Genomic DNA, 26,121 nt, shown 5'->3' with positions numbered 1-26,121 from the left:
CGGCAAGCCCTAACCTGAAACTGTCATCCACCAGAGCACGAAGAAGGACTTTCTCCATGACCTCACAACTGAATACACAGACAGCGATCTCACGCCAATCAAGCCAACTCAGGAAACCCGGCAATCCGGGGCTTTCCGCGACCCGCCTGGCACTGCAACTCTATGCACGGGTATCGCCGCAAAAAGCCGGAAAATTGGTAAACCGTATGGCCTTCAGGCCCTCCCGTCTGTCTCTGCCAGTTCGCTACGAGCATTGGCTGGACAACACAGACAGCTATACCCAGCTTCAACACGGCGCGCGAACCATTCCGGTTTATTCCTGGGGTGAAGGCCCGGTGATTCTCGGAGTCCATGGCTGGGGAGGCGCGGGCGTTCAGTTCGGCGCCTGGATTGAACCGCTGGTTGAAGCCGGCTACAGGGTGGTTGTCTTCGATGCCCCGGCCCATGGCCGCGCGCAGGGGGAGAGCACAGATCTGCTTGAGATGGCCGACGTGGCTGCTCATGTGGCTGCCAGCGTAGGCGGTGTTAGAGGTGTGCTGGCGCATTCCCTCGGATGTATCGCAGTAGCGCGAGCCATCACCAACGGGCTTGATACCGACTACGTGGCAATGCTGGCACCGCCGGTCAGCCTGAAAGCCGTTATGGTGAACCTTGGCAGACAGTTGGCACTCAGTCCCGAAGTACTGACCGTTCACCTCGAACTCATGGAAGACCGGTTCGGCCCATCCATTTGGGAGAAGCTGAATCTTGAGACGCTTTGCCGCCGGCTGAACCAGCGTGGTCTGATTGTCATTGATGACGCCGACACGTCCATTTCACCGGAAGAGAGCCAACGCGTGGCCGAAACCTGGGATAAGGCAGATCTTCTGCGCACCAGTGGCCTTGGCCATCATCGGATTCTTTCAAGTCCCATGGTCATGGAAACGGTGTTGAAAAGTCTGGGCCGGGAGTGAAGCCGTGTCAGAAAGCCGCGGTTATCCCGAGGACAGTTCTTCGAGGTAGGTTTCGCCGTCGCCATACAGCGAGGCGAATTCCTCCTCGGGAACCACGGTCACGGCAATCTCCGGTTCATGTTCACCGCCGCCCAGCAGCACGCCCCGCATCGGTGTGATATCGGAAAAGTCACGGCCCCAGCCGAGGGTGATGTGTTCCAGATCCGGCCTCAGGGCATTGGTGGGATCCAGCTCCAGCCAGCCAAAATCCGGTACGAACACAGCCACCCAGGCATGGGTGGCATCGGCGCCAACCAATCGCTCCTTGCCCTCGGGCGGATGGGTGAGGATATAACCACTCATGTAGCGGGCAGCCAGGCCTACCGATCGCAGGCAGGCAATCATGATGTGGGAGAAATCCTGGCAAACGCCTCGACGGGCCTTGAAGGCCTGTTCCATCGGGGTAAAGGTTTCCGTTGCCGAGGCATCGAACTTGAAGTCCCGATGGATCATCCGCATCAGGGCATCTGCCGCCTCCACCAGGGGCCGGCCCGGAAGAAAGGCCTCTCGTGCGTAGGCGGCATACTGGGAATCAATGGGCACGTTGGTGGAGACAAATCGGAACGCCGTGGCCTGAAGATGGTCCGGCGGGAACTTCCTGTCTGCACGGTACCGCAGGCTATCGCGCACGGCCTCCCAGGGCACCTTGGCAGCCGCAGCCGAGGGCTTCGGCCGGTCGCGCAATTCCACCCAGAACTCGCTGACGATCTCCAGGTACTCGTGGTCACCGGTGAAATGAATCTTGGTGATCCGGTTGCCGAAGCAGTCGAGAAACGAGCGCCGTGCCGACGGCTCCGGCGAGATCGCCAAGTGGTGCTCAAGGTTTCTCTGCCACGGAAGCGCCCGTGGCGTCAGCCTCAGCAAATGATGGGACTCCCCCACCACCTGGTCGTACTGGTACAGGGTCTCATGACGCACATGGTAACGGACAAATGTCATGACAGCCCCCTCAATCCGGTTTCACAGGCCGGTCCGAATACCGGGTGTGAATGAAACACTGCCGCTGGATTTCATCCGATACACGATAGGCCTCCGACCGGATGTCGTACAACAACTCCGCCAGAACCTCGCAGGCTTTGTCCGGTCGTTTGCGCTCAAATGGGTGCAGATCAAGTGCCTGGAGACGCTGAAGTGATTCGTTCAGGTCCGGGGGGAAGAGTTGGCCGGTTTTCCGGCTCATCTCCGGCAGATCCTTCTGTAGCTGCCGCAGCTGGAACATCACCGAATGGGGGTTGCTCGCGTCGATCACCAGGGTATGAATGACGCCCAGCAACTCCGGTGTCCTACGGTATCGGGTCCGATAGGTCACTTCCGAGTTGGCCACTTCCAGCAGCCACTCCAGCATCGCCTGACGGCTGAATCTGTCGCTCAACAACGGCACGCAGATCAGGGTACAGAGATTGGCAAGGCGCTCCAGGCGCCGACCGATCACCAGGAAAACCCAGCTGGCATCCCGTGTGATGTCATCCATGGCGAAGCCGGCCAGGGAGATACAGTCCAGCAACACCAGATTCAACGCCCGGATGGACTGGTCCGGGGTGGTTGGCGCCGGTCTCAGGGGCTTACCCACCCGATTAAGCGTGTGCCAGTTGTCGGAGGACAGCCGATCCCGAACCTGGCTAGCATTGAACAGCAGCGCCTGGAGAATGGCCGCGATCGAACCAGGAGATGTCACGTCACTCACCGCCCTGAGCAGTACGTCTGGAAGCGGCTCGGGTACCGCGTCTTCTTCAGGTTCCGGTAGAGTACCGAACTGCTCGGCCGCCTGCTGGAGCCCGAGCAGGGCTTCCTCGCTGGCCTGGTCGTGCCCCGACAGGCGGTTGAAAGCCGCCCGCAACAACCGGGCGGTACCTTCCGCCCGCTCCGAGTGCCGGCCCATCCAGAACAGGTTTTCGCCCACCCGCGAGGGCGTGTCCCGCTCTCCGTCCAGCAGGTCGGAAACCTGCAGACGTTTCTTGATCAGCGATTTGGAGGGTGCCGTATAGCGAGCCTGCACCCAGGTATCCTTTGAAAGTCCACCCCGCTGCATGGAGATGACTTCCACACCCTCATCCATGGCCACCCGGGTCAGCCCACCGGGCATGACCCGCCAGCCCGAAGGCGTGGCTGCCGCGAACAACCGCAAGCCGATAGACCGGGTTTCCAGTGGCTGGTTCGGGTCTCCCTTCCAGACCGGTGCCTGCGACAGGTGCACCAGTTCCTGCCCGACAAACGCATGGGGATGGGCGTGCATCTTCTTGATCAGCGCCTCCCGCTCGGCACCTTTCACCTGATAGCCGAATACCGGTTCCATGCGCATGCTCGCGAACGCTGGCTTGATCACCAGTTCGTCCAGGTGCTCGATCACATAGTCCAGGGCCGGTTTCTCACCACACCACCAGGACGCCACCGATGGCATGACAAGAGACGAGCCCAGCAATTTCTTCGAGATCTCGGGCAGGAAGCCGAACAACGCGGCACTCTCGAGAACGCCTGATCCCAGGGCATTTGCCATCAGCACCTTGCCTGCCCGCACCGCACCCAGCAGCCCGGGAATACCCAGCACCGAATCGGCGCGAAGCTCCAGCGGATCACAGAAACCGTCGTCCAGCCGGCGATAGATGGCATGCACCCGGCGCAGGCCCTGGAGGGTTTTCAGGTAGACGGTGTCATCACGCACGGTCAGATCCTGGCCTTCAACCAGGGGGAACCCCAGATAACGGGCCAGGAACACGTGTTCGAAATAGGTTTCGTTGAACCGCCCGGGGGTCAGAAGCACGCAAAGCGGCGATTCGGTTCCGGCTGGCGACATACCCGCCAGGCTGTTCTGAAAGCCCTGGAAAAACTCAGAAAGGTTGGTCACCGGCAAGTTGTGGAACGGCGCCGGGAACGCCCGGGAAATCACCAGCCGGTTCTGAAGCGCGTAACCAGCCCCGGAAGGCGCCTGGGTTCTGTCCGCCATCACCCACCAGCCGCCGTCCGGCGCGCGCGCCAGATCCACGGCGTACAGGTGCAGGAAACGGCCACCCGCAGGCTGGATGCCCTGGCAAGGCCACTGGAAGCCCGCCTGTCCATAGACCAGGGCCGGTGGCATAAGCCCTTCTTTTAAAAGCGACTGTTCGCCATAAAGATCGGCCAGAACGCTGTCCAGCAGCTCCGCCCGCTGGGCGACGGCTTTCGAAAGCCACTGCCACTCATGAGAACCCAGCACCAGCGGAAGCAGGTCCACTTCCCACGGGCGGGTATCACCACGAGGGTCTTCGTAGACGTTGTAAGTTACGCCGTCCTCGGCGATGGCGTTGGATACCGCCTGGGCCCTGAGGTTGAGACCGGCCACTGACTCCAGGTTCAGCTGCTGCAATAACGGCCGCCAATGGGATGGCGGCACGGAGCCCATGGAGCCAAGCTCATCGAACCGATGCGGCACCGGGTGGTACTGGCGGAGGATGTCAGTTACTGCGCGCTGCTTCGCCACCGTGAATTCGGGCTCCGTTGGTCAGTGAGCTGGAAGCATAGCCGCTTTACAGTCCCCTGAGCCAGTATCAAACGGTAAGTTCCCACATGTTATTTGTGATACCGCAAATCCAGGGTGAACGGGAACTCTCGGTGCTCCGGCACCGGCCGCAGGGGTTGCTGGCCTGAGCTGTGGCCCATCCGGAAGAAACGGGCCATACGGCGGCCTTCAGCTTCGAACGAATTCACCGGCAGCGTCTCGAAATTCCGGCCACCGGGATGGGTCACGTGATACTCACACCCGCCCAGGCTGCGTTCATTCCAGGTATCCACGATATCAAACACCAGCGGCCCATCCACCCCGATGGTAGGGTGCATGCACTGCGACGGCTGCCACGCCCGGTAACGGACACCAGCAACCGATTCACCCACCATGCCAGTAGGCTGAAGTGGCAGCGGCACCTGATTGCAGGTGATCTGGTAGCGATCCGGCGCGGCGCCGCGCACCTTCACCTGCAAACGCTCGAGGGAAGAATCCACGTATCGGGCGGTGCCGCCAATCGCGCCGTGCTCGCCCGTCACGTGCCAGGGCTCCAGGGCCGAGCGCAGCTCAAGGGTGATGCCCTTGACCTTGTAATCGCCGATCCGGGGGAACCGGAACTCGAAATGGGGCGCGAACCACTCGCTCTCGAGCGGGTAACCGCGCGCCTTCATATCGTCGATCACATCTTCGAAGTCCTGCCAGACATAGTGGGGCAGCAGGAAACGGTCGTGCAGTTCCGTACCCCAGCGCACCAGCCCTGGCGGCTTGTAGGGTTGCTCCCAGAAGCGTGCCACCAGCGCGCGCAACAGCAGCTGCTGGGTCAGGCTCATGCGGGCATGGGGCGGCATCTCGAAGGCACGCAGCTCCAGCAAACCGTGACGCCCGCCCGGACCGTCCGGGGAATAGAGCTTGTCGATACAGAACTCGGCTCGATGGGTGTTGCCCGTGACATCCGTGAGCAGATCCCGGAGCAAGCGGTCCACCACCCAGGGCGCGACTTTCTTGCCCACCGGGCAGAGCCGCTCCATCTCCTTGAAGGCCAGCTCCATTTCGAACACATGGTCGTTACGGGCCTCGTCAATCCTGGGGGCCTGGGAGCTGGGGCCGATGAACAGGCCGGAGAACAGGTAGGACAGACTGGGATGGTTATGCCAGTAGCTGATCAGGCTGCGCAACAGATCCGGGCGCCTCAGGAACGGAGAATCCTCGGCCTTTTGCGAGCCCAGCACGAAATGGTTACCGCCACCGGTACCGGTATGACGGCCGTCCATCATGAACTTCTCGGACGTGAGCCGGCATTCGTAGGCGTCTGCATAGAGCGTCTCGGTCTGTTCAACCAGCTCATCCCAGGTCTTGACCGGCTGTACATTCACTTCGATCACCCCCGGGTCCGGCGTAATCCGGAAATGACTCAACCGTGGGTCGGAGGGTGGCTCATAGCCTTCCAGCAAGACCGGTTGCTTGAGCTCTGCGGCGGTTTTCTCGATGGCCGCGACCAGCGCAAGATAGGGTTCCAGCTCCGCCAGCGGCGGCATGAAAACGCGAAGGATGCCATCCCGGGGCTCCACACAAAGGGCCGTTCGGACAATCTCGGGTGCTGACTTGCCTTTGGCAGGTGGCTCCAGCTCCGAAGACGGCTGGCCAGCCTGGCTGTGGCTGTTCCACTGACGGATCTGTTCGCTGACAGGCAAGGGCCCGCGAGGGGCAAACGGGTCCTGTTCGTGGATCCAGGGGTAATCCGCTTCTTCCACCCAGGGCTGACTGTCCAGGGGCAGCCGGTGGCCCATGGGGGAGCCGCCCGGAATCAGGTAGCAACGCTCACTGCGCAGGAACCAGGGTCCGGTCTCCCAGGCCTTCTCCTTTTCGGAAACACGCAGTGGCAGCACGTAGCCGACGGGCTCATCCAGACCCCGGCTGAATATCTGCTGAAGCTGCTTCCGCTCAAGGGCATTCTCAAGCTTGGCATCAAAGGGATCGACGTTGACCGGCAGCCGTCGTTCCCGCCAAAGGTAATAAAAGGCATCCTCGAACCCCGGGAACAGGTGCTTTTCATCGACACCCAGTTCCGTCGCCAGGGCCGACAAAAACCGGTGAGCATCTTCCGGGCCTGCCTTGCCTTCCGTGCGTTCGTCCGCCAGCCAACGCTCGTCATGCCAGATCGTCTCGCCATCCTTGCGCCAGAAACAGTTCAGTGACCACCGGGGCAGCGGCTCTCCCGGGTACCATTTGCCCTGGCCGAAATGCACCAGCCCACCGGCACCATAGCGGTCCCGCATCCGGTGATAGAGCTCAATGGCCTTCTTGCGCTTTGTGGGGCCCATAGCCTCGGTGTTCCACTCGGGCTCATCACGGTCGTGATTGGCCACGAAAGTGGGTTCACCGCCCTGAGTCAGACGCACATCGAGCTCGGTCAGGCGCTGGTCCACCTCATGCCCCAGATCCACGACGCGTTGCCACTGCTCCTCAGTGTAGGGTTTGGTCACCCGCGGCGCTTCCCAGATGCGCTGGACGCCCATCTGATGCTCGAATTCGACCTCGCAGTCTTCCACCATGCCGGATATGGGCGCGGCCGAAGACGGATCCGGGCTGCAGGCCAGCGGAATGTGACCTTCCCCGGCAAACAGGCCAGACGTGGGATCCAGTCCCACCCAACCGGCGCCGGGCAGGAAGACCTCGCACCAGGCGTGCAGGTCAGTGAAGTCCTCCTCCGCGCCCGAGGGGCCGTCCAGTGCTTTCAGGTCCGCCTTGAGCTGAATCAGGTAACCGGAGACGAACCGCGCCGCCAGCCCAAGGTGCCGAAGCGTCTGGACCAGCAGCCAGGTGGAATCCCGACAGGATCCGGAGCCTTTTTTCAGGGTCTCTTCCGGCGTCTGCACGCCCGGTTCCATCCGGATCAGATAATCAATCCGGTTGGCTAGCCGCTGGTTTACGCCCACCAAGAAATCGACGCTGGGCGTTTCCTTGCGGTCTATGGTGGCCATCCATTTCCGGAATTCCGGTGTTTCCGGCAATTTCTGCAAGTAAGGCGCCAGCTCCGCCGTCTGCCATTCCTCATACTCGAAGGGAATGGTCTCCGCCCGGGGTTCCAGGAAGAAATCGAACGGGTTGATCACCGCCATCTCGGCAACCAGGTCCACCGTGATCTTCAGCTCGTCCGTCTTTTCCGGAAATACCAGCCGGGCCAGATAATTGGCCTGCGGATCCTGTTGCCAGTTCAGAAAGTAACCTTCCGGCTCAACCTTCAGTGAGTAACTGAGAATTCGGGTTCGCGCATGTGGACAGGGGCGCAAACGAACGATCTGCGGCCCCAGGGTGATGGGCCGCTCGTAGCGATAGTGAGTGGTGTGGCTCAGGGCAACGTGAATCGACATGGAACCTATCTCGCAGGCGAATAGTGTTGGGAGTTTCAGGCTGTCTCGTAGACAGGAAACCAGGTCTCTGCAATGTCGTCGTGAAGCTCACCGATCTCCAACTGCAGGTTCTCCAGGAACAGGATCACGTCCTCCTTTCGGATCAACGCATCCACGTCGCCTTCACGGGTGTGACGGACCGCCTGCAGCGCCGTGCGCAGCGGAATCTCGTTCCTCGGCAGGCGGTCCAGGGCACCGGCGACCTCACTGAGACTATGCAGCACAGACCTCGGGAACGGTTCATTCTGCAGCAGGAAGCGAATAACCAGGGGCCCGCTGACCTTGCGCCGCACGTTATGGCGGTACATCTGGAAGGCACTCTGGTAGCGCAGAACGCTGGTCCACAGCAGCCCGCCATAGGTTTCCGTGCCGTCCCAGCCATCGAGGAACTGCAGGGCGCCCACTTCAATCTGACGGGTGGCCATGTCTGCCCGCTCAAGGTTGCGACCCACCCGGATGAAGTCGTAGCCCTCGTCATGACTCATACAACCGGCCAGCAAACCGTTGAGCATCTGGCAGCGACCGACGATCTCGTTGAGAAATTCGTACCTCGCCCGTTTCCCCACCCCCTGGTCGATGTGCTCCTGGATGTAACGGTAAAGTTCATTGATGACTTCCCAGGCGTCAGTCGGCACCTGGTCCCGGGTGGTACGCACATTCTCCCGCGCAGCCTTGATGCAGGAGGCGATGGAGCTCGGGTTGTAGCTGTCGGCCATCAAAAACTTCACACAGTTGCGCTCATCGGCCTTCTGGTGGTGCTGGTCAAACAACGCGCCCATGCCCGTCACCGCCACCAGCCCCTTCCAGGACAGCTGGGTCTCCCGGGGCATATCCAGCGCCAGGGAATTGAAAGCCATGATCATCCGGGCGTTGTTCTCAGCCCGTTCAAGGTATCTGGCCATCCAGTACAGTCGTTCCGCTACACGTGACAGCACATCAATTCTCCTCGTCCACGATCCAGGTATCCTTGCTTCCACCGCCCTGCGACGAATTCACCACCAGGGAGCCTTTTCGCATCGCCACCCGCGTGAGCCCGCCAGCCGTAACGTAGGTTCTGACGCCTTGCAGCACGAAGGGCCGAAGATCCAGGTGCCGGGGCGCCAGGCCCTCGTCGCACAAGGTGGGCGCCACCGACAGGTTCAGCGTAGGCTGCGCGATGTAATTGCGCGGGTTCTTCTTGATCAACCGCGCGAACTCGGTGCGCTGCTTCTTGGTGGAATGCGGCCCCACCAGCATGCCATAGCCCCCGGACTCGTTCGCCGGCTTCACCACCAGCTCGTCAAGATGCTCAAGAACATACTCCTGGTCCTGTTTGTTCACACACATATAGGTGGGCACGTTCGGGATGATCGGTTCCTCATCCAGGTAGTAACGGATCATGTCCGGCACGAAGGCATAGATCACCTTGTCGTCGGCCACGCCGGCACCCGGTGCATTGGCGAGGCCAACCTTGCCATTGCGCCAGGCCCGCATAAGCCCAGGTACACCCAGGGTGGAATCGGAACGGAACACCTCGGGGTCGAGGAAGTCGTCATCAATTCGGCGATAGATAACATCGACACGCTCCAGTCCCTCGACCGTGCGCATGTAGACACAATCGTCCTCACCCACCACCAGGTCGGCTCCCTCCACCAGTTCGGCGCCCATACGCTGGGCCAGGAAGGAATGCTCGAAATAGGCGGAGTTGAAAATACCCGGCGTGAGTACCGCAATCTTCGGGTGATCCTGGGGCCGGGGCGAGATTGAGGCCAGCATGTCGAACAGCTGATTGGTGTAGTCATCCACCGGCAGGATGCTGGTGTTGTCGAACAGCTCCGGGAACACCCGCTTGGTGAGCTGACGGTTCTCCAGCATGTAGGACACACCTGAGGGCACCCGCAGGTTGTCCTCCAGAACATACACCTTGCCGTCCTTGTCACGCACCAGATCCGATCCGCAGATGTGCGCCCATACTCCCAGGGGCGGCGTAAACCCGCGACACTGCTCGCGGAAATTCTTGGAGTTGGCGAACACGTACTTGGGGATGACCTTGTCCTTGACGATGTTCTGGTCGTTGTAGATGTCGTTGATGAACATGTTGAGGGCTGTCAGGCGCTGAGCCAGGCCCTGCTCGATGGTTTCCCACTCACGGAGGGAGATTACCCGGGGAATGATGTCGAACGGCCAGGCCCGGTCGATATTCTCGCCCTCACTGTAGATGGTGAAGCTGATGCCCATCTCCAGTATCGCCAGCTCGGCCGCTTGCTGGCGTGCCTGGATTTCCTCTGAACCGAGATTGCCCAGGTAGTCGGTAATCGCCGTGGCCGCCGGCCGTGGCTTGCCCTTGGCGGCAATCAGCTCATCGAAGAAGTCGTTGGGATCGTAGTTTTTCCAGTCTATCGATTTGTTCTTTTTCATTTGGGGTCCTTTCATTAACCACCGTGAGCTATTCCGTGTACCAGACGGAGCTTCTCCACCACCGGAGCCGCAAGCACGAAGGGGTAGGCGTCCTCGTGTCCCATGCTTCGGTTCAGGCTGTTGAGCGCGAGAGTCAGGGGTAACCAGTGTTTGATCAGCGCATCGAAGTCGTCTGCCTGATAAGGATCAAAAGCAGGATCAAGTTCACTGCGCGTCGGGCTCTGTTCGGCATGCAGTCGCAGGCCGAACTGCCAGGCCGTTTCCAATGTGTCCACCATATGCAGGTAGTGTGCCCAGGTCTCGGCCCAGTCTTCCCAGGCATGGCTGCTGGCGTAGGCGCTGATGTACCAGCTCTGCCAGTCACCCGGCGGGCCGTACTGGTAATGCTGGTCCATCGCCTGTTTATAGTCTCTGGTGTCATCGCCAAACATCTCCCGGACCGGTCCGAGCCATGGCCCGGACCGGACCAGAAGATCCCAGTAGTAATGGCCGGATTCGTGGCGGAAATGCCCCAAAACGGTGCGATAGGGTTCAGCCATCTGGCTGCGCATCCGTTCCCGTTCCACCGGGTCCGCCTCGGCAATGTTCACAGTGATCACGCCATTGGCATGGCCGGTTTTTACCTTCGACCGCTCGTCAAACATCGCCGGCTGGTCGGCCAGAAAATCGAATGCCATGCCGTACTGATCTTCGTTCCTGGGTTCGCAGGGCAGCTTGAGACGCAACACGGAATACACCAGGCGCCGTTTTTCCTTCTCAAGACGGCGCCAGAGATCCTGATTTTTGGGGACACTGAGATCGGGAATAGTGCGATTGAGGCGACAGGCAACGCAGAAAGCGTGAGGGTCGGTTTGAGGGATCAGCCAGTTGCAGGTGCCCTGGCTCTGGTAGTTGCCACAGAGCCGGTAAAGATCGCCCCGGGCGACTGCCGCCCAGGTGCCATCATCTTTTGGCTCGATAGCCAGCAAGTCCATGACATCGGGTGCAAAGCCGAGGCCAGACCCGCAACTGGTACAACGACAGTTTTCGAAATACAGCAGGTTGGCGCATCGGCCGCAGTGAAACAGCTTCATCGGGGGACATCCTTGGCCGATACCGGCAAGACCATTGCTTCAAGTATTGGCCATTCGGGCCAAAACGCAACTTAACTACCACGAAACCCGACCGGATGCCCCCGAAAATCCGACGCTAGACAGCCATGGCAGTCTCAGTTCCGGAAACGCTGTCACTCGCGCCTTTACACAGGTATTGCTCTGAGTCGAAGCGCCGCGTCTGGTTCCGGAACTGCCACGTAAAGCCCGGCCACAGTGTGGTGTTCTTACCGTTTTCATTCACGTACCAGCTCTTGCAACCGGTTTGCCACACGGAGTCGCCCAGCCTGGCATGAACAGAGGCGTTGTAACGGCTCTGGGCATCCGGTTTCACGTCGATGCTGGTCCACTGCTGCCGGCGCATCTGTTGGAGGGCATCCAGCACGTACTGGATCTGACTCTCGATCATATACACCATGGAGCTGTGGCCCAGACCGGTGTTCGGTCCCATCAGCATGAAGAAATTCGGGAAGCCACTGACGGTGGTGCCTTTGTAAGCCTCGGCGCCGTCTTTCCAGGCATCCAGCAGGTCCTGGCCATTGCGGCCAAAGATCATGCCCGCAGGGATCGGATCCTGGGCCCGGAAACCGGTTCCGTAGATGATGCAATCCACCTGCCGCTCATTGCCCTGACCGTCGATCACGGTGTTGCCCTGCACCTCACGGATACCCTCGGTCACCACATCCACATGGTCCTGTGCCAGCGCCGGATAGTAGTTGTTGGAAATCAGCACCCGCTTGCAGCCGAAATGGAAATCCGGGGTGACCTTCCTGCGCAGTGCCTTGTCCGGAATCTGGCTACGGATATGCCGGCGGGCCTGCAGCTCACCCAGCTTTAGAATCCGCGGATTGCCCACAAAGCCCAGCACCCGCGCCTCAAGCGACCAGTAGATACTCTGGCGGAAGGCATTGAGTGTTTGCGGGAACGCCCGGAACAGTCGTTTCTCCAGCGGCCGGATGGCCCGATCGGGTTTGGGCATGATCCAGGGCGGCGTGCGCTGGTACAGGTCCACCCGTGCCGCCTGCTTCGCCACTTCCGGCACAAACTGAATGGCAGAAGCCCCGGTGCCGATCACCGCCACCCGCTTGCCGCGCAGATCGTAGTCGTGGTCCCAGTCCTGGGAATGAAAGCGCTTGCCGGTGAAGGACTCGATTCCCTTGATCTCCGGATAAGCTGGTGTACTCAATCCCCCCATCCCGGAAACAAGGATATCCGCCTTCAACGTGCTGAATTCGGGCAGGCTTTTATCGGTGCGATCCAACCGGTCTCCAGGCTTCATACCCTTGTCCTGCATATTCGACCACAGCGCAGGCGCATCACTAGTCTCAAGGGTCCATCGCTGCCGGTTTTCGTCAAATCGCGCCCCGGCCACATGGGTGTTCAGGCGGATGTGCTTCATCAGGCCATATTTTTCGGCACAGTGCTTCAGATAGGCCTTGATCTCGTGCTGCTGGGCATACATCCGGCTCCAGTTGGGGTTCTGTTCGAAGGAAAAGGAGTAGAGTGCAGACTGCACGTCACAGGCACACCCCGGATAGTGGTTCTGGTGCCAGGTGCCGCCAATGTCGTCACTCTGTTCCAGGATCACGAAGTCGTTGTAGCCGGCTTCCTTGAGTTTGATTGCCATGCCCAGGCCGGAGAAGCCGGTGCCGATGATGGCGATCTGTGTGTTCTGTGTCATTGCTGCACTCCTGCGTTGGCCTGCCTGGCCTTGTCTGTTGTTGTCCGGCGGTTCATCATGGCCGGTAGACACATGTATACACAGGTGGGTAGACAGCCGTATACCGGCTAAACAAGGAATGGCCTACGTTGACTGATGCTTGGCCTGTTCGGCGGGCTCTGGTTTTGGGGGCTGGCCGTTTGTGGGAAGGGCTTCCAAAACACGCTCCTGGCGGCACATCCCTGTGACGCTTGGCTCTCGCCATCCTTGGCGAGAGACAGTTTTGGAAGCCCTTCCCACAAACGACCGTCATACTCATGCGAGCCCGCCCTTAGACATTGGTTTGGCATCTGGCAGACCTATTCCAATGTTCGGGAGCGGGTGTCGGGGCCACCTTCACAGACTGTTGGAGGCCATGGATGGCCGGAAACAAGCGTACAGGGACGTACTTGCAGCGTGTCTGTGAAGGTGGCCCCGACAGCCGCTCTTGCACCCCACCAAGAGGGAAAGATGAACGGATTAACCGGCGGAAAACTCAAACTCATTCAGGCTGCACTGAGACTGATTACCGAAACCCGGAGCCTGACGTCGCTGGGACTGCGGGAACTTGCCCGGGAGGCGGGGCTGAATCCGAATACCTTTTACCGGCACTTCAAGAGCCTGGACGAGTTTGGGCTACAGGTGCTTGGGTATATCGCCGAGGAGATGAAAGCCGGGGTCCGGGATTTGCGGCAGATGGCGGATTCTTCCGAACAGGCATCGCGGGATACCGTGGCGTTCGTTTACCACTACTTTCTCGCCAATCCGGCGGCAACTACGGTGGCTGTCCGGGAACTCCACGGCCCTTCCCCGATACTTCGCCGTGCCCTGGAATCACAGCTCGAAGCCAGCGCCCGGGAAATGGCCGAGGATATTATCGAGCGGCAACTGGTGAGCGCCGTGCCACCCGAGACCATTCATGAGATCTCCCGCATGACGATCCGCTACATCCTTTTCCGGGCCATGGATTACATCGAGAAACCCGCCCAGCGGGAAGCCATCCAGACCGAAACCGAGCGCTTCATCAACCGGCAGTTCCGCGGGGCGATGCTTGATCACCTGTCGCAGACAGAAGTCGAAAGCCTCGCCCTGAAACAAAGCTGAAAAACCTCCGATAACTCCGCTTTCCGGGCAGATCTGGCAACCTGCACTAGTATGTAGATAACCAGAACAAGTGATTGATCGGGAAATCCGGAGGCACACCAATAATGAAAATCGGTATCCCCAAGGAAATCTTTGAGGACGAGCGGCGAGTAGCCGCGACGCCACCTTCTGTTCACAAGTTAATCGGGCTCGGCTACGAGGTGATCGTTGAAACCGGCGCCGGCGAAGCCGCGAACTACTCCGATGCTGCCTATGAGAAAGTCGACGCAGCCATCGCAACGGATACCAGCTCTCTCTGGAAAGAGGCAGACTTTATCCTGAAGGTTCGCGCGCCCATGGAGAATCCGGCACTGGGCAAGCACGAAGCGGATCTGATGAAAGAAGGGGCGTTTCTGGTTAGCTACATCTGGCCGGCGCAAAACCCGGAACTGCTGGAACAGCTCGCCGCGAGAAAGATCACTTCTTTCGCCATCGACAGCCTGCCCCGGATCAGCCGCGCCCAGAAAATGGACGCTCTCAGTGCCATGGCCAACATTGCGGGCTATCGGGCGGTGATTGAGGCGGCCAACCACTTCGGGCGATTCTTTACCGGCCAGGTCACCGCCGCAGGAAAAGTACCTCCGGCGAAAATCATGGTGATCGGTGCCGGGGTTGCAGGCCTCGCAGCGATCGGCGCCGCCAACAGCATGGGCGCCATTGTCCGGGCTTTCGACACGCGCCTGGAGGTCAAGGAACAGGTCGAGAGCATGGGGGCGGAATTCCTGGTTCTGGACTTTGAGGACGAGGACGGCAGCGGCAGTGGCGGCTACGCCAAGCAGATGAGCGACGAGTTCATCAAGGCGGAGATGGCGCTGTTCGCCGAGCAGGCGAAAGAAGTGGACATCATCATCACCACCGCCCTGATTCCCGGTAAGCCGGCGCCAAAGCTGATCACCGCCGAGATGGTGAAATCCATGAAGCCTGGCAGTGTCATCGTGGACCTGGCGTCCGAGCGCGGCGGCAACTGCGAGCTCACCGAGCCCGGCAAAGTGGCCCACCACCATGGCGTCACCCTGATCGGTTACACCGACCTGCCCAGCCGCATGGCCAAGGTGGCCAGTGAACTCTACGCCACCAACCTGGTGCACCTGCTTACCGAGCTGACCCCCGAGAAAGACGGCAAACCCGTGGTGAACATGGATGACGAAGTTATCCGCGGCCTGACGGTGGTGCACGAGAAGGACATCACCTGGCCGCCACCAAAACCGGAATCACCGGTCAGCCCCAAGCCCGCACCTGGCACCGAGGAACCCTCGGCCGCTGACAAGGCAGCGGCCAAGAAACACGCCGATCGCAAGAGCCTGATTGGCAAAACCGTTCTTCTGGCTGTAACGGCCCTCGCCCTCTACGGCGTTGGCGCTCACGCACCGGAGAGCTTCCTCCAACACTTTACGGTGTTTGTTCTTTCCTGCTTCATCGGTTGGCAGGTGATCTGGAACGTTACGCCTTCCCTGCATACGCCGCTTATGAGCGTCACCAATGCGATCAGTGGCATCATCGTTATCGGCGCCATTCTGCACCTGGCCCAGGCGGAGAACATTGCCGTCGGCATCATGGCGTTTGTCGCGGTGCTGATCGCCAGCATCAACGTGGGGGGCGGCTTCCGGGTCACCCATCGCATGCTCAAAATGTTCCGCAAGTAGGAGGCGCCCGATATGAGCACAGGACTGGTGAGCGTGGCCTACGTGGTCGCAAGCATTTGTTTCATTCTCAGCCTGGGTGGTCTCAGCCACCAGGAATCCGCGCGGCGCGGCAATCTTTACGGGGTCGCCGGCATTATCATCGCCGTGGGCGCAACCCTGGCCAGTGTTGACGGCGGTATCGTTTCGATCGTGATTGCCGTGTTGCTGGGTGCGGGCATTGGCATTGCCATCGCCAACAAGGTGGAAATGACCCAGATGCCACAACTGGTGGCCCTGCTGCACAGCTTCGTGGGCGCGGCTGCCGTGTTTGTCGGCTTTTCCGGCTACATCGAGCCGTTGATTGCCACCTCCGGTGCCGAGCACACCATCAAACTGGTGGAAGTCTACGTTGGCATCTTCATTGGCGCGGTGACTTTCACCGGCTCCCTGGTTGCCTGTGGCAAGCTCGATGGTCGCATCGACAGCAAGGCCCTGACCCTACCCGGCCGGCATATGATGAACCTGGTGGCCGTTATTGTCTGCGTGTTTCTGGGCGCCTGGTTCCTCGGTACCGACAGCATGGCCCTGGGCATCGTGGCGCTCGTTCTGATGACAGCCATTGCGTCCGTCCTCGGTATTCATCTGATCATGGCGATCGGCGGTGCCGATATGCCGGTAGTGGTCTCCATGCTCAACAGCTATTCCGGTTGGGCCGCGGCCTCCATCGGCTTCATGCTGGGTAATGATCTGCTGATTGTTACCGGCGCCCTGGTGGGCAGCAGTGGTGCCATTCTCAGCTACATCATGTGCAAGGCCATGAACCGCTCGTTCATCAGCGTGATTCTTGGTGGCTTCGGCCAGACCAGCAGCAGTTCGGCGGCCGCCGATGCCGACCAGACGGTGCACGAATCCAGTGTCGACGACGTCTGTGAAGAGCTGCGCAACGCCCAGTCGGTGATCATCGTGCCCGGTTACGGCATGGCGGTGGCCCAGGCCCAAAACGGCGTCAGCGAAATGACCAAGATCCTGCGGGACAAGGGTGTGAACGTGCGTTTCGGCATCCACCCGGTCGCCGGTCGCCTGCCCGGGCACATGAACGTTCTCCTGGCAGAAGCCCATGTGCCCTATGACATCGTGCTGGAGATGGACGAGATCAACGAGGATTTCCCGGATACCGACGTAGTACTGGTGATTGGTGCCAACGACACGGTGAACCCGGCCGCCGCCGAGGATCCGGGCAGCCCGATTGCCGGCATGCCGGTGCTGGAGGTCTGGAAGGCTCATCAGGTGGTTATTCTCAAGCGAGGCATGGCCACCGGTTATTCCGGGGTGGAGAACCCGCTCTTCTTCAAGGATAACGCCCGCATGCTCTTCGGCGATGCCAAGGAAAGTATCGACAAGCTGGTGTCAGGTCTGCGGGGCTGAACCAGCCCCGCGCCTGTTTACCTCGGTGATTACTCAGTCGTGTTGTAAACGTAAGACGAGACAGTGCCGTCCTGGTTGAACCGAACGACCAGGTCGGTGGTTTCGGCATCACCGAAGGCAGACCACTTGTACTTGCCATAGGTCCAGGTGCGTTTGCCATCTTCGATACCGGTACGCCACGGCTCGCCAAACATCTCCTGGATATCGGATCGCGTGGTTTCACCAATCTGGATCTGGTCGACATTGTGGGTGGCAAAGTCTTTGCCAACGGTCGCACAGCCCACCATGGCAGCCATCACAAGTGCCACAGACAGCGCTCTAATCGAACTAATCATCGACATACTGATCCCTCATATTCGGGTGAATTTCATCCATCATAACGTGTCTCTGAGCAGACGCGATTACGAAGACGACAGGTTCATCGGATAAAAAAAGCCGCAGCCCCGAAGGCACTGCGGCAAGTGTCGATCGTCCGATCGAAGGGGATAATCAATACAGCTTGGCGAGAGACTTCTTGGCGAAGGATTCCACTTCGTTCAGGCGGCCTTCTTTAACCTTGATCAACCATTCAGGGTCTTGCAGAAGTGCCCGACCAACGGCGATCAGCTCAAACTCGTGGTTGTTCATCCGCTCCACCAGTTCATCGATACCGGCCTTCTCAACCGCTTCCTGCTTGCTGGCAAAAGTGCCGCTGATGAAATCCTCAGTCAGCCCGACACTGCCTACCGACATGGTGGGCTTGCCCGAAAGCTTCTGGGTCCAACCAGCGAGGTTCAGATCCGAGCCCTCGAATTCCGGCTCCCAGAAACGGCGGGTGGATGCGTGGAAAATGTCCACACCGGCTTCCACCAGAGGCTTCAGGAACCGCTCGAGTTCCTCGGGGCTATGAACCAGTTTGGCTTCGTAATCTTGCTGCTTCCACTGGGAGAAGCGCAGCATGATCGGGAAGTCGGGGCCTACCCGGTGACGCACTGCTTCCACAATCTCGACCACAAAGCGCAGGCGATTTTCCAGGCTGCCGCCGTACTCGTCATCGCGCTGGTTGGTGCCCTCCCACAGGAACTGGTCCAGCAGGTAACCATGGGCGCCATGTATCTCCACGCCGTCAAAACCGAGGGCTTTGGCATCCTGGGCTGCGTCGGCAAACGCGGTGATCACGTCTTCAATGTCTTCTTTGGTCATGGCCTTGCCGTTGGGCTTGCCCGGGGCAAACAGACCGGAGGGGCTGTAGCCCGGAACCGACGGATCCGGTGGTGTTCCTTCCTTTCTGACCGCGCCCACGTGCCACAGCTGCGGGAAAATCGCACCACCCGCCTCGTGTACCGCGTCTACCACGTTCTTCCAGCCTTCGAGGGCCTCAGATCCATGGAACGCCGGTACGTTCGGATAGCCATTGGCAGCCGGGTGATTCACGGTTGTGCCTTCTGTGATGATCAGGCCAACACCCGCCTCGGCCCGACGACGGTAATAGGCCACCACGTTTTCCCCCGGAACACCATCCGGCGAGAAGTTGCGGGTCATGGGCGCCATGGCCACACGATTGCGCAGTTTGAGGTTGTGGAGTTCAAACGGTTCGAATAGCGGTCCAAGATTCATGCTCATGGTAATGTGCAACCTCACTAATTTGGTTTCGTAAAGCAACCCTATTGAATCTGGTTTTAAAATGCAACCCTATTCGGTACACTCCGGACATGGCCAGAAAACGTTTTGATGATTCCAGCTGTTCCGTCGCCCGCGCCCTCAATGAAGTGGGTGACTGGTGGTCCCTCCTCATTGTGCTGCACGCGATGTATGGCACCCGGCGCTTCGTCGATTTTCAGCAGGAGCTGGGCATTGCCAAGAATATCCTGTGCGATCGTCTGGCACGGCTGGTGGACAATGACGTGTTGCGCAAAGTTGACGTGGGCGAGCATGGATCACGTTTCGAATACCGCCTGACCGAAAAGGGCCGGGACCTCTTTCCGGTGGTTATTGCCCTTCGTCAGTGGGGGGATAAATGGAATCCGGCTCCAGACGAGCCCCCCCTCGACCTGCGCGACCGCGCCACCGGTCGACCGATTCACACAGTGGAAGTTCAGGACGCCGACGGCCAGGCCCTTTCCATTCGGGATGTGTTTGTCCCGGAAGAGAGCTTGCCAGCAGGGAAAAAGCACTCGGCCTGACCATCCGCAATATCCGCAGTCAAAGCACCACCGTCTGTTTTTTTGAGTTGAATCAATCCGCCGATCAACCCCGTGCAACTGCCCGGGCATTCTTGCGCTAAATCAAGTTTCCATTTCCCGATGTCATTAATCTGCAGTCATCAACGATTCAGGTTAAGGAGATGGATATGTCCCGTACATTCAAACTTGGTGTTCTGGCTGCAGCAGTGATGGCGGCAGCTCCGGCTGTTCAGGCGTACGAAGCCGGTGATTTTATTGGTCGCGTTGGTGTGGCAACGGTTGATCCGGATTCCTCCAGCAGCAACTTGAACTCCAACGCTCTCGGCGAAATTGATGGCGCCAAAGTGAGCGTCGATTCCAACAGCCAGTTGGGCCTGACTGCAACCTACATGCTGACTGACCAGATCGGTGTTGGCGTGCTGGCGGCGACTCCGTTCAAGCACGACATCAAGGGTGACGGCGCAGCTCTGGGTGGCACTGGCAAGCTGGCAGAAACCAAGCACCTGCCGCCCACCATCACGCTGCAGTACTTCCCGATGCCCAGTGGTAGCAAATTCCAGCCCTACGTTGGTGCCGGCGTAAACTACACCAACTTCTTTGAAGAGAAGACCACCCAGACGCTGACCACCACCTATGATGCGGTGGCAGGAAACCCGGGTATCAATGGCACCGACATCGAACTGGATGACAGCTTTGGTCTGGCCGCCGAGATTGGTCTTGATTACATGATCACCGAAAACGTGGGTATCAACGCAGCGGTCTGGTGGATCGACATCGACACCGAAGCCACCATCAACGCTTATGCAGGCAATGCCGTTGCTGATACCAGCACCATTGATGTGGATATCGACCCCTGGGTTTACATGGTAGGCGTTTCCTACAAGTTCTGATCCCCGTGCCTCCGCCAGTCGCCACGGTCTGTTGGCTGGCGGAGGTGCGTTTTCCTATGCGGGGCTTCTCCGGCCCCGCCTTTTTTTGCCCGTCTGAAAACAGAAAAACGGAGCCGAAGCTCCGTCTTTAGTCACTGCTTATCAGCCCGTCAGGCACTCTGGCGCTGGGCAGGACGACTTCGCTGACCACCGCCATTCTGGCTACGGCCACCGCTACGACCACCTGGTTTGGCGCCGAAGCTCTTCGGCTTTCCGCCGGGCCGAGCATTGCCACCGCCGTTACCATTCCGGTTACGGGCGCGGCTGGGATCGGCCTTTGCCTTGGGCTTGAGCGGCAGGTTGTTTTTCGGCTCAAAGCCTTCGACTTCCTTACGCGGCAGTTGCTTCTTGATCAGCTTCTCGATACCCGCCAACAATTTGCCTTCGTCGGCGCTGACCAGGGACAGGGCGTGACCGCTCTCGCCGGCACGACCGGTTCGGCCGATACGGTGCACATAGTCTTCCGGCACGTTCGGCAGCTCAAAGTTCACCACCTGGGGCAGCTGTTTAATGTCCAGGCCGCGGGCGGCGATGTCCGTGGCCACCAGCACACGCACTTCACCGGCCTTGAAGTCCGCCAGCGCGCGAGTACGGGCACCCTGTGACTTGTTGCCGTGAATGGCGGCAGCGGTGATGCCGTCCTTTTCCAGTTTCTGGGTCAGGCGGTTGGCGCCATGCTTGGTGCGGGTAAACACCAGCACCTGATCCCAGCTGTTGTCCCGCACCAGTTTGCTCAGCAGCGCGGTTTTCTGGCTCTGGTCTACCGGGTAGACAGACTGCTTCACTTTTTCGGCCGTGGTATTGCGAGCGGCAACCTCTACCTGCACCGGGTTATCCAGCAAGCCTTCGGCAAGCTTGCGAATGTCGTTGGAGAAGGTGGCAGAGAACAACAGGTTCTGGCGCTTGGCCGGCAGCAGCGCAAGAATTTTGCGAATGTCGCGGATAAAGCCCATGTCCAGCATGCGGTCGGCTTCGTCCAGCACCAGGATTTCCACTTCGTTGAAGCGCACCGCGTTCTGCTGATACAGGTCCATCAGACGGCCAGGTGTTGCCACCAGCACGTCCAGGCCCTTGCGCAGCTTCATCATCTGCGGATTAATTTTCACACCCCCGAAGACCACGGCAGCCTTGGTGGGAATGTATTTGCTGTAAAGATTCACGCTGTCATGAACCTGCGCCGCCAGTTCACGGGTGGGCGTCAGGATCAGGGCGCGGGGACCTTTGCCGGTGCGCGGATTTTCACCCAGACGCTGCAGCAGGGGCAAGGTAAAGCCGGCGGTTTTGCCGGTGCCGGTCTGGGCAGCAGCCATCACGTCCCGGCCAGAAAGTACGGCGGGAATGGCCTGGGCCTGGATAGGAGACGGGGTGTCATAACCCTGGTCAGACGTGGCACGAACCAGCTGCTCGGACAAACCGAGTGAAGAAAAACTCATATAAGATCAACTCTTGATTATTCTGCCTCCACGACCACCGTTCTCGGCGAATGCGGGCAGATGCCATGAATATTCATGGAATGAAAGACGACTACGGTCACGCGCCGTTATCGGGGTGACGTCCTCTGACAGGTCGTATGGAAAGGTCGCACGGGCTTAAAGCCTTAAACTGCGGAATCCCTAGAGGCAGGACGCAGGCACAGTAACAGAGGCCCGGCCAATTAGCCATAGGTGATTATAATAAGCATCCGAAGGAACCTGGCGCACTTCCCAAAGTCAGAGTGTTCTGATCACCATAACCCGATACGAATCTCTATAAGGTAGTAACAGGAATGAGCGTCAGCATCGGTCCCTTGAGCCTGTCCATCGGCCACCTGCTCCTGGTTATCGCCTTCGGCCTGGCTCTGCTGGTTGGAGGGGTACTCGGCCGCAAGTACCGGGTACCGGTGGCCGGATCGGTGGCCGATATCTTTGTGGTAGCGATGCTCAGCGCCCGGATCGGTTTCGTGATCAGCTACTTCGAGCATTACCAGAACGACCTGCTGGGCATCATTGATATCCGGGACGGCGGTTTTGATGTGCTCTGGGGTGTCATCGGCGCCCTCGTCTTCACCGGTTTTTTGATGTGGCGCAGGAAAGAACAACGCAGGCCACTGGCCACGGCTGCATTAACTGGCTTCCTGTTCTGGGCCGGCACAGCAGGAACGATCACGCTGATCGAACAACAGGCCCGAGGCATGCCGGACGTTACCCTACGATCGCTCAATGGCGAAGCGATCAACATGTCCCAGTTGGCTCCGGGCCAACCCCTGGTAGTGAACCTCTGGGCCACCTGGTGCCCACCCTGCATCCGGGAAATGCCGGTGCTGGAGGAGGCCCAGCAGATCTATCCGGATATCGCATTTGTGTTTGCCAACCAGCGGGAACAGCCGGAAACCATCCGTTCGTTTCTGGAAGAAAACCGCCTGAACCTGAACAACCTCTATCGGGACGACCAGGCCCAACTGGCCCGGGCCGTGGGGAGCAGTGGCTTACCAACCACGCTTTTCTACAATGCCGAGGGCCAATTAATCGATTCCCACATGGGCGAACTGTCACGGGCGACTCTGGCCCGGGGCCTGGAGAAGATCCGCAAACCGGAAGAATGATCCTGACTCGATTTCCCGATGGCAGCCTGAGGTTTATCTACTGGGTGGCCGCTTTGGCAAAATTCCCCAGTGCAACGCTCACTTTGTCGAGCACCTCATCGCACCCTTCAATGCTATGACGGTTTTTCAAGTACTCGGGATTGTTGTACCCCAGCCAAACCTCGCCATTGGCATCCGCCCAGATCAGCGCTTTCTGGGGCAGGTCAATGGCGACACTCTGGGCGCACTGCATCAGCGGAGTGCCGACTTTGGGGTTGCCGAAAATAACCACTTCGGTCGGACGAAGTTCCAACCCGGCTTTTTCAGCGCCCTGCTGATGGTTAACCCGGGCCATGACCGTCATGCCTTTTTCCTTCAGCACCGACTCGAGCTTGTCCGCCGTGGCTTTGACGTCGTGGCTGCTTTTGACCGCGACTAACCCGTCTGCCGCCTGTGCGTGCATTGCGAACAGCAGAGTTGAAGTCATCAGGGCAAGTCTGAACATACAGCGCATGGTGTCCTCCGGAGATTTTGCAGAGGATTTCAGCATAGAACACAAGTCAGCAATGCGCTTTCAGGAGGGTTAGAAGACGAGCAGATCTGAATTGAGGAATCCGAAAGCGCAGATTGCGAGTACTATGATAGGGAGATACGTGTTGATACGCAGACATTATCCCAAAATACCAAAAAAGGTTTGCTATGTCCCGACGGAAGTTCGCACCCGGTATTCTGATTTTGCCGCTGCTGTTCGCCGGCTGCAGTGAAAACAATAGCCAACAGACGACAACTCAGCCGACAGCAGAGCTCAAACCGCCATCGGAAACCGGCATTCTCAAAGTCGCCACCCGCAACGGCTCCACGACTTATTACCTGGATCGGCATGAAAACCCCGTCGGCCCCGAGCACGCGCTGATCAGCGCCTATGCCGAGCAACGTGGATGGGAGGTGGAATGGACCATGCTGGAGTCCACCAGCCAGGTTCTCGATGCGCTTGAGTCCGGCAGCACCCATCTGGCGGCAGCGGGCCTGACTCACCTGGCCTCACGGGATGAACGCTTTGCCCGTGGACCGGCCCACACCGAGATTACCGAACAACTGGTCTGCCATCGCGATTCGCGACCCATGCCCCGCAAACCCGAGGACATCCCCGGCACCGATATCGTCGTGACTGCCGGTTCCAGCTATGTCGAAACCCTGAACACGCTCAACGAGCAACACCCCGGCATCGAATTCGAAGAGGATGCAGACCGCACCACAGAGGTGATTCTCTCGGACGTTGCCGAGCAGGAGGTGGGCTGCACCGTGGCCGATTCCAACATCGTTCAGGTGATGCGCCGGCATTTCCCGCACCTGGAAGTCGCCATGACGCTGACGGACGGTCGGAACCTGGGCTGGTACCTGCCCAGGAACCAGCAGGCGCTGGGAGACGATGCCCATGAATGGATGAACAGCGTCGATGGCGATGAAGCCATCGGACTGATGGAGAACCGATACTATTCCTACATTGGTGATTTCGATTTTGTCGATCTGCGCGCGCTGAACCGGCGAATTGAGGATCGGCTGCCGGAGTTCATTGATCAATTCCGGGAAGCGGAAGCCAAAACCGGCATGCCAGCCGACCTGCTTGCCGCTTTGGCTTACCAGGAATCTCACTGGGATCCCGCCGCGAAATCGCCTACTGGCGTCCGGGGTATCATGATGCTGACCCAGCGCACTGCCGAATCACTGGGCGTGACCAACCGGCTGGACCCTGAGGCGGCCATTGATGGCGGTGCACGCTATCTGGCTGACAGACACCGCCGCCTGCCGGAAACCATTCCGGAGCCGGACCGCACGTTCCTGGCCCTGGCCAGCTACAATATCGGACGTGGACATCTGCTGGATGCCCGCGCGCTCGCCAGGACCCTGAACAAGAATCCGGACTCCTGGCAGGACATGACCGAGGTGTTACCCCTCAAGGCGGACAAACGATACTACCCAAGCACCCGCTACGGATACGCCCGGGGCTACGAGCCAGTGCATTATGTGCAGCGAATCCGTAACTACCGGGACGTGATTCGTTCCGCCTTCGAATAACCTGTTGATAATTAAAAGGGAGCGCGGCCCCGAAACGGGCCGCAACAAGCTATGGTAAACAGGATTTTCACTTGTTTTTTTTTGCTCACACTGGCGATCTCAGTCCAGGTCCATGCCCAGACCTCCCCTCTGAGGGTCGGAATTACCGAGGTGCCGCCCTTTGCAATGAAGAACGGTGACGGACGCTGGGAAGGCATCAGCGTTGACCTCTGGCAGGAAGTGGCAGCCGGGATTGACCGGGAGTTCAAATGGGTACCGATGAGCTTCAACGAACTGTTGAACGCCACCGAAAACGGCGAGATTGATGTGGCCGTCGGCGCCCTTACCATGACCGCAGACCGCGAAGGCCGGTTTGATTTCAGCCACCCTTTCTATCAGACCGGTCTATCCATAGCAGTTCCGCCGGTGCCGGAGCAGAGCCTCCTCGGTAGCCTGCGAGCCATGGTCAGTTGGCAGTTCGTAAGCGTGGTACTGGCTCTCGGCGCTCTGCTCCTGGCCGTCGGCTTCCTGCTCTGGCTGGTTGAGCGACGTCGAAATCCGGAACAGTTCGGGGGCTCTGCGGCCGAAGGGATCGGTTCAAGCTTCTGGTGGGCGGCTGTCACCATGACCACCGTCGGTTACGGAGACAAGGCTCCAGTTACTTTCCCGGGCCGGTTGATTGCCCTGGTGTGGATGTTTGCCGGTTTGATCATGGTCGCCAGCTTCACGGCGGCCATCACCTCCTCTCTGACCGTCAGCAACCTGCGCACCGGTATCGAGGGCGTTGGGGACCTGCCAGGAAAAATTGTCGCCACCATTGGCCAGACTGCCAGCCAGCGCTATCTGGAAGAAGAGCGCATTCGCTATCAAACCTACCCCAACCTCACTGCTGCCATGACCTCGGTTGCCGACGGCGAGAGCGATGCCATCGTTTACGACCGGCCGCTGATGCAGTACCGCAACCAGCAACTGGGCGAGAAGCGGCTGACTATCCTGCCGGGGGTATTTGCAGAGCAGCTTTATGCATTGGCCTTGCCCGAGGGCAGTCCAATTCGGGCACCGGTTTCCCAGGAGATACTGCGAGTGACCGAATCCGAGGAATGGGTTGCCATTCAAGCCGCGTACCTTGGCAGGGAATGACTTAAGAGCCTGAACGGCTTC

General features: G+C 59.4%; 20 protein-coding genes. 9 read left to right on the top strand and 11 right to left on the bottom strand.

The features are described from left to right. Positions 1–56: 56 nt before the first annotated feature. Positions 57–953: an alpha/beta hydrolase gene (locus ABNF92_RS11290; protein ID WP_349342178.1), complete on the top strand. Its 897-nt coding sequence runs from the start codon at positions 57–59 to the stop codon at positions 951–953. Positions 954–974: 21 nt separating this feature from the next. Here the strand turns inward: ABNF92_RS11290 and ABNF92_RS11285 are convergent, their stop codons facing one another. The 7 genes from ABNF92_RS11285 to ABNF92_RS11255 all read right to left on the bottom strand — a co-directional run bounded on the left by ABNF92_RS11285 (position 975) and on the right by ABNF92_RS11255 (position 13,046). Beyond that, positions 975–1,931 carry a transglutaminase family protein gene (locus ABNF92_RS11285; RefSeq protein ID WP_349342177.1) on the bottom strand — a complete coding sequence of 319 codons (957 nt, stop codon included), beginning with the start codon at positions 1,929–1,931 and terminating at the stop codon, positions 975–977. Between the two features lie 10 nt (positions 1,932–1,941). Next, positions 1,942–4,446, bottom strand: coding sequence for a circularly permuted type 2 ATP-grasp protein (locus ABNF92_RS11280; protein ID WP_069182330.1), 2,505 nt, complete (start codon positions 4,444–4,446; stop codon positions 1,942–1,944). 89 nt (positions 4,447–4,535) lie between these two features. Beyond that, complete coding sequence (locus ABNF92_RS11275; RefSeq protein WP_349342176.1) at positions 4,536–7,838, bottom strand: transglutaminase family protein; 3,303 nt, start codon at positions 7,836–7,838, stop codon at positions 4,536–4,538. Between the two features lie 35 nt (positions 7,839–7,873). Next, positions 7,874–8,812 carry an alpha-E domain-containing protein gene (locus tag ABNF92_RS11270; RefSeq protein WP_209399446.1) on the bottom strand — a complete coding sequence of 313 codons (939 nt, stop codon included), beginning with the start codon at positions 8,810–8,812 and terminating at the stop codon, positions 7,874–7,876. Between the two features lies 1 nt (position 8,813). Further along, complete coding sequence (locus ABNF92_RS11265) at positions 8,814–10,274, bottom strand: circularly permuted type 2 ATP-grasp protein (protein ID WP_349342175.1); 1,461 nt, start codon at positions 10,272–10,274, stop codon at positions 8,814–8,816. 14 nt (positions 10,275–10,288) lie between these two features. Continuing rightward, complete coding sequence (locus ABNF92_RS11260) at positions 10,289–11,347, bottom strand: putative zinc-binding peptidase (protein ID WP_349342174.1); 1,059 nt, start codon at positions 11,345–11,347, stop codon at positions 10,289–10,291. A 115-nt stretch (positions 11,348–11,462) separates the two neighbouring features. Next, positions 11,463–13,046, bottom strand: coding sequence for an NAD(P)/FAD-dependent oxidoreductase (locus ABNF92_RS11255; protein WP_349342173.1), 1,584 nt, complete (start codon positions 13,044–13,046; stop codon positions 11,463–11,465). Between the two features lie 489 nt (positions 13,047–13,535). Between ABNF92_RS11255 and ABNF92_RS11250 the strand changes: the two genes are divergently transcribed. From ABNF92_RS11250 to pntB, 3 genes are all read left to right on the top strand, one after another. Then, positions 13,536–14,168 carry a TetR family transcriptional regulator gene (locus ABNF92_RS11250; RefSeq protein WP_349342172.1) on the top strand — a complete coding sequence of 211 codons (633 nt, stop codon included), beginning with the start codon at positions 13,536–13,538 and terminating at the stop codon, positions 14,166–14,168. A 104-nt stretch (positions 14,169–14,272) separates the two neighbouring features. Beyond that, positions 14,273–15,850 (top strand): Re/Si-specific NAD(P)(+) transhydrogenase subunit alpha, encoded by a 1,578-nt coding sequence (locus ABNF92_RS11245; RefSeq protein ID WP_349342171.1) that lies wholly within the window; start codon positions 14,273–14,275, stop codon positions 15,848–15,850. A 12-nt stretch (positions 15,851–15,862) separates the two neighbouring features. Next, positions 15,863–17,254, top strand: coding sequence for a Re/Si-specific NAD(P)(+) transhydrogenase subunit beta (gene pntB / locus ABNF92_RS11240; RefSeq protein WP_153634122.1), 1,392 nt, complete (start codon positions 15,863–15,865; stop codon positions 17,252–17,254). Between the two features lie 29 nt (positions 17,255–17,283). On the opposite strand, the gene bamE is transcribed toward pntB, so the two are convergent. Further along, positions 17,284–17,589 (bottom strand): outer membrane protein assembly factor BamE, encoded by a 306-nt coding sequence (bamE, locus tag ABNF92_RS11235; RefSeq protein WP_349342170.1) that lies wholly within the window; start codon positions 17,587–17,589, stop codon positions 17,284–17,286. Positions 17,590–17,743: 154 nt separating this feature from the next. Further along, on the bottom strand, positions 17,744–18,856 hold the full coding sequence (locus tag ABNF92_RS11230) for an NADH:flavin oxidoreductase (protein WP_136629928.1): 1,113 nt from the start codon (positions 18,854–18,856) through the stop codon (positions 17,744–17,746). Positions 18,857–18,945: 89 nt separating this feature from the next. Here ABNF92_RS11230 and ABNF92_RS11225 point away from each other — a divergent pair, with 89 nt between their 5' ends. Beyond that, positions 18,946–19,416, top strand: a complete 471-nt coding sequence (locus ABNF92_RS11225; RefSeq protein ID WP_153634124.1) for a helix-turn-helix domain-containing protein — start codon at positions 18,946–18,948, stop codon at positions 19,414–19,416. A gap of 167 nt (positions 19,417–19,583) precedes the next feature. Next, on the top strand, positions 19,584–20,306 hold the full coding sequence (locus ABNF92_RS11220; RefSeq protein WP_209399439.1) for an OmpW family outer membrane protein: 723 nt from the start codon (positions 19,584–19,586) through the stop codon (positions 20,304–20,306). 149 nt (positions 20,307–20,455) lie between these two features. On the opposite strand, the gene ABNF92_RS11215 is transcribed toward ABNF92_RS11220, so the two are convergent. Continuing rightward, positions 20,456–21,778: a DEAD/DEAH box helicase gene (locus ABNF92_RS11215; protein ID WP_291904771.1), complete on the bottom strand. Its 1,323-nt coding sequence runs from the start codon at positions 21,776–21,778 to the stop codon at positions 20,456–20,458. A 332-nt stretch (positions 21,779–22,110) separates the two neighbouring features. Here ABNF92_RS11215 and ABNF92_RS11210 point away from each other — a divergent pair, with 332 nt between their 5' ends. Beyond that, entirely contained in the window at positions 22,111–22,926 is an 816-nt protein-coding gene (locus ABNF92_RS11210; RefSeq protein ID WP_291904772.1) for a TlpA disulfide reductase family protein, read from the top strand. Positions 22,927–22,963: 37 nt separating this feature from the next. Here ABNF92_RS11210 and ABNF92_RS11205 read toward each other — a convergent pair whose 3' ends face one another. Further along, positions 22,964–23,419 (bottom strand): DUF302 domain-containing protein, encoded by a 456-nt coding sequence (locus ABNF92_RS11205; protein ID WP_291904773.1) that lies wholly within the window; start codon positions 23,417–23,419, stop codon positions 22,964–22,966. A 185-nt stretch (positions 23,420–23,604) separates the two neighbouring features. On the opposite strand from ABNF92_RS11205, the gene mltF reads away from it, so the two are divergent. Beyond that, a complete protein-coding gene (gene mltF, locus ABNF92_RS11200; RefSeq protein WP_349342169.1) occupies positions 23,605–24,981 on the top strand; it encodes a membrane-bound lytic murein transglycosylase MltF in 1,377 nt (458 codons plus the stop codon). 51 nt (positions 24,982–25,032) lie between these two features. Further along, complete coding sequence (locus ABNF92_RS11195) at positions 25,033–26,100, top strand: transporter substrate-binding domain-containing protein (protein ID WP_291904776.1); 1,068 nt, start codon at positions 25,033–25,035, stop codon at positions 26,098–26,100. The last annotated feature ends 21 nt before the right edge of the window (positions 26,101–26,121 follow it).

The sequence above is a fragment of the Marinobacter sp. MMG032 genome, assembly GCF_040112695.1.
GTDB classification, from domain to species: domain Bacteria; phylum Pseudomonadota; class Gammaproteobacteria; order Pseudomonadales; family Oleiphilaceae; genus Marinobacter; species Marinobacter salsuginis.
Note: the sequence above shows the minus strand (reverse complement) of the source record. Positions and strands in the feature narration are given on the sequence as shown.

Bases quoted from the DNA above. Each gene is read 5' to 3' on its own strand.
- ABNF92_RS11290 (WP_349342178.1), top strand. From the start codon at position 57: ATGACCTCACAACTGAATACACAGACAGCGATCTCACGCCAATCAAGC.
- ABNF92_RS11285 (WP_349342177.1), bottom strand. From the start codon at position 1,931: ATGACATTTGTCCGTTACCATGTGCGTCATGAGACCCTGTACCAGTAC.
- ABNF92_RS11275 (WP_349342176.1), bottom strand. From the start codon at position 7,838: ATGTCGATTCACGTTGCCCTGAGCCACACCACTCACTATCGCTACGAG.
- ABNF92_RS11265 (WP_349342175.1), bottom strand. From the start codon at position 10,274: ATGAAAAAGAACAAATCGATAGACTGGAAAAACTACGATCCCAACGAC.
- ABNF92_RS11260 (WP_349342174.1), bottom strand. From the start codon at position 11,347: ATGAAGCTGTTTCACTGCGGCCGATGCGCCAACCTGCTGTATTTCGAA.
- ABNF92_RS11255 (WP_349342173.1), bottom strand. From the start codon at position 13,046: ATGACACAGAACACACAGATCGCCATCATCGGCACCGGCTTCTCCGGC.
- ABNF92_RS11250 (WP_349342172.1), top strand. From the start codon at position 13,536: ATGAACGGATTAACCGGCGGAAAACTCAAACTCATTCAGGCTGCACTG.
- ABNF92_RS11245 (WP_349342171.1), top strand. From the start codon at position 14,273: ATGAAAATCGGTATCCCCAAGGAAATCTTTGAGGACGAGCGGCGAGTA.
- pntB (WP_153634122.1), top strand. From the start codon at position 15,863: ATGAGCACAGGACTGGTGAGCGTGGCCTACGTGGTCGCAAGCATTTGT.
- bamE (WP_349342170.1), bottom strand. From the start codon at position 17,589: ATGATTAGTTCGATTAGAGCGCTGTCTGTGGCACTTGTGATGGCTGCC.
- ABNF92_RS11230 (WP_136629928.1), bottom strand. From the start codon at position 18,856: ATGAGCATGAATCTTGGACCGCTATTCGAACCGTTTGAACTCCACAAC.
- ABNF92_RS11225 (WP_153634124.1), top strand. From the start codon at position 18,946: ATGGCCAGAAAACGTTTTGATGATTCCAGCTGTTCCGTCGCCCGCGCC.
- ABNF92_RS11220 (WP_209399439.1), top strand. From the start codon at position 19,584: ATGTCCCGTACATTCAAACTTGGTGTTCTGGCTGCAGCAGTGATGGCG.
- ABNF92_RS11215 (WP_291904771.1), bottom strand. From the start codon at position 21,778: ATGAGTTTTTCTTCACTCGGTTTGTCCGAGCAGCTGGTTCGTGCCACG.
- ABNF92_RS11210 (WP_291904772.1), top strand. From the start codon at position 22,111: ATGAGCGTCAGCATCGGTCCCTTGAGCCTGTCCATCGGCCACCTGCTC.
- ABNF92_RS11205 (WP_291904773.1), bottom strand. From the start codon at position 23,419: ATGCGCTGTATGTTCAGACTTGCCCTGATGACTTCAACTCTGCTGTTC.
- mltF (WP_349342169.1), top strand. From the start codon at position 23,605: ATGTCCCGACGGAAGTTCGCACCCGGTATTCTGATTTTGCCGCTGCTG.
- ABNF92_RS11195 (WP_291904776.1), top strand. From the start codon at position 25,033: ATGGTAAACAGGATTTTCACTTGTTTTTTTTTGCTCACACTGGCGATC.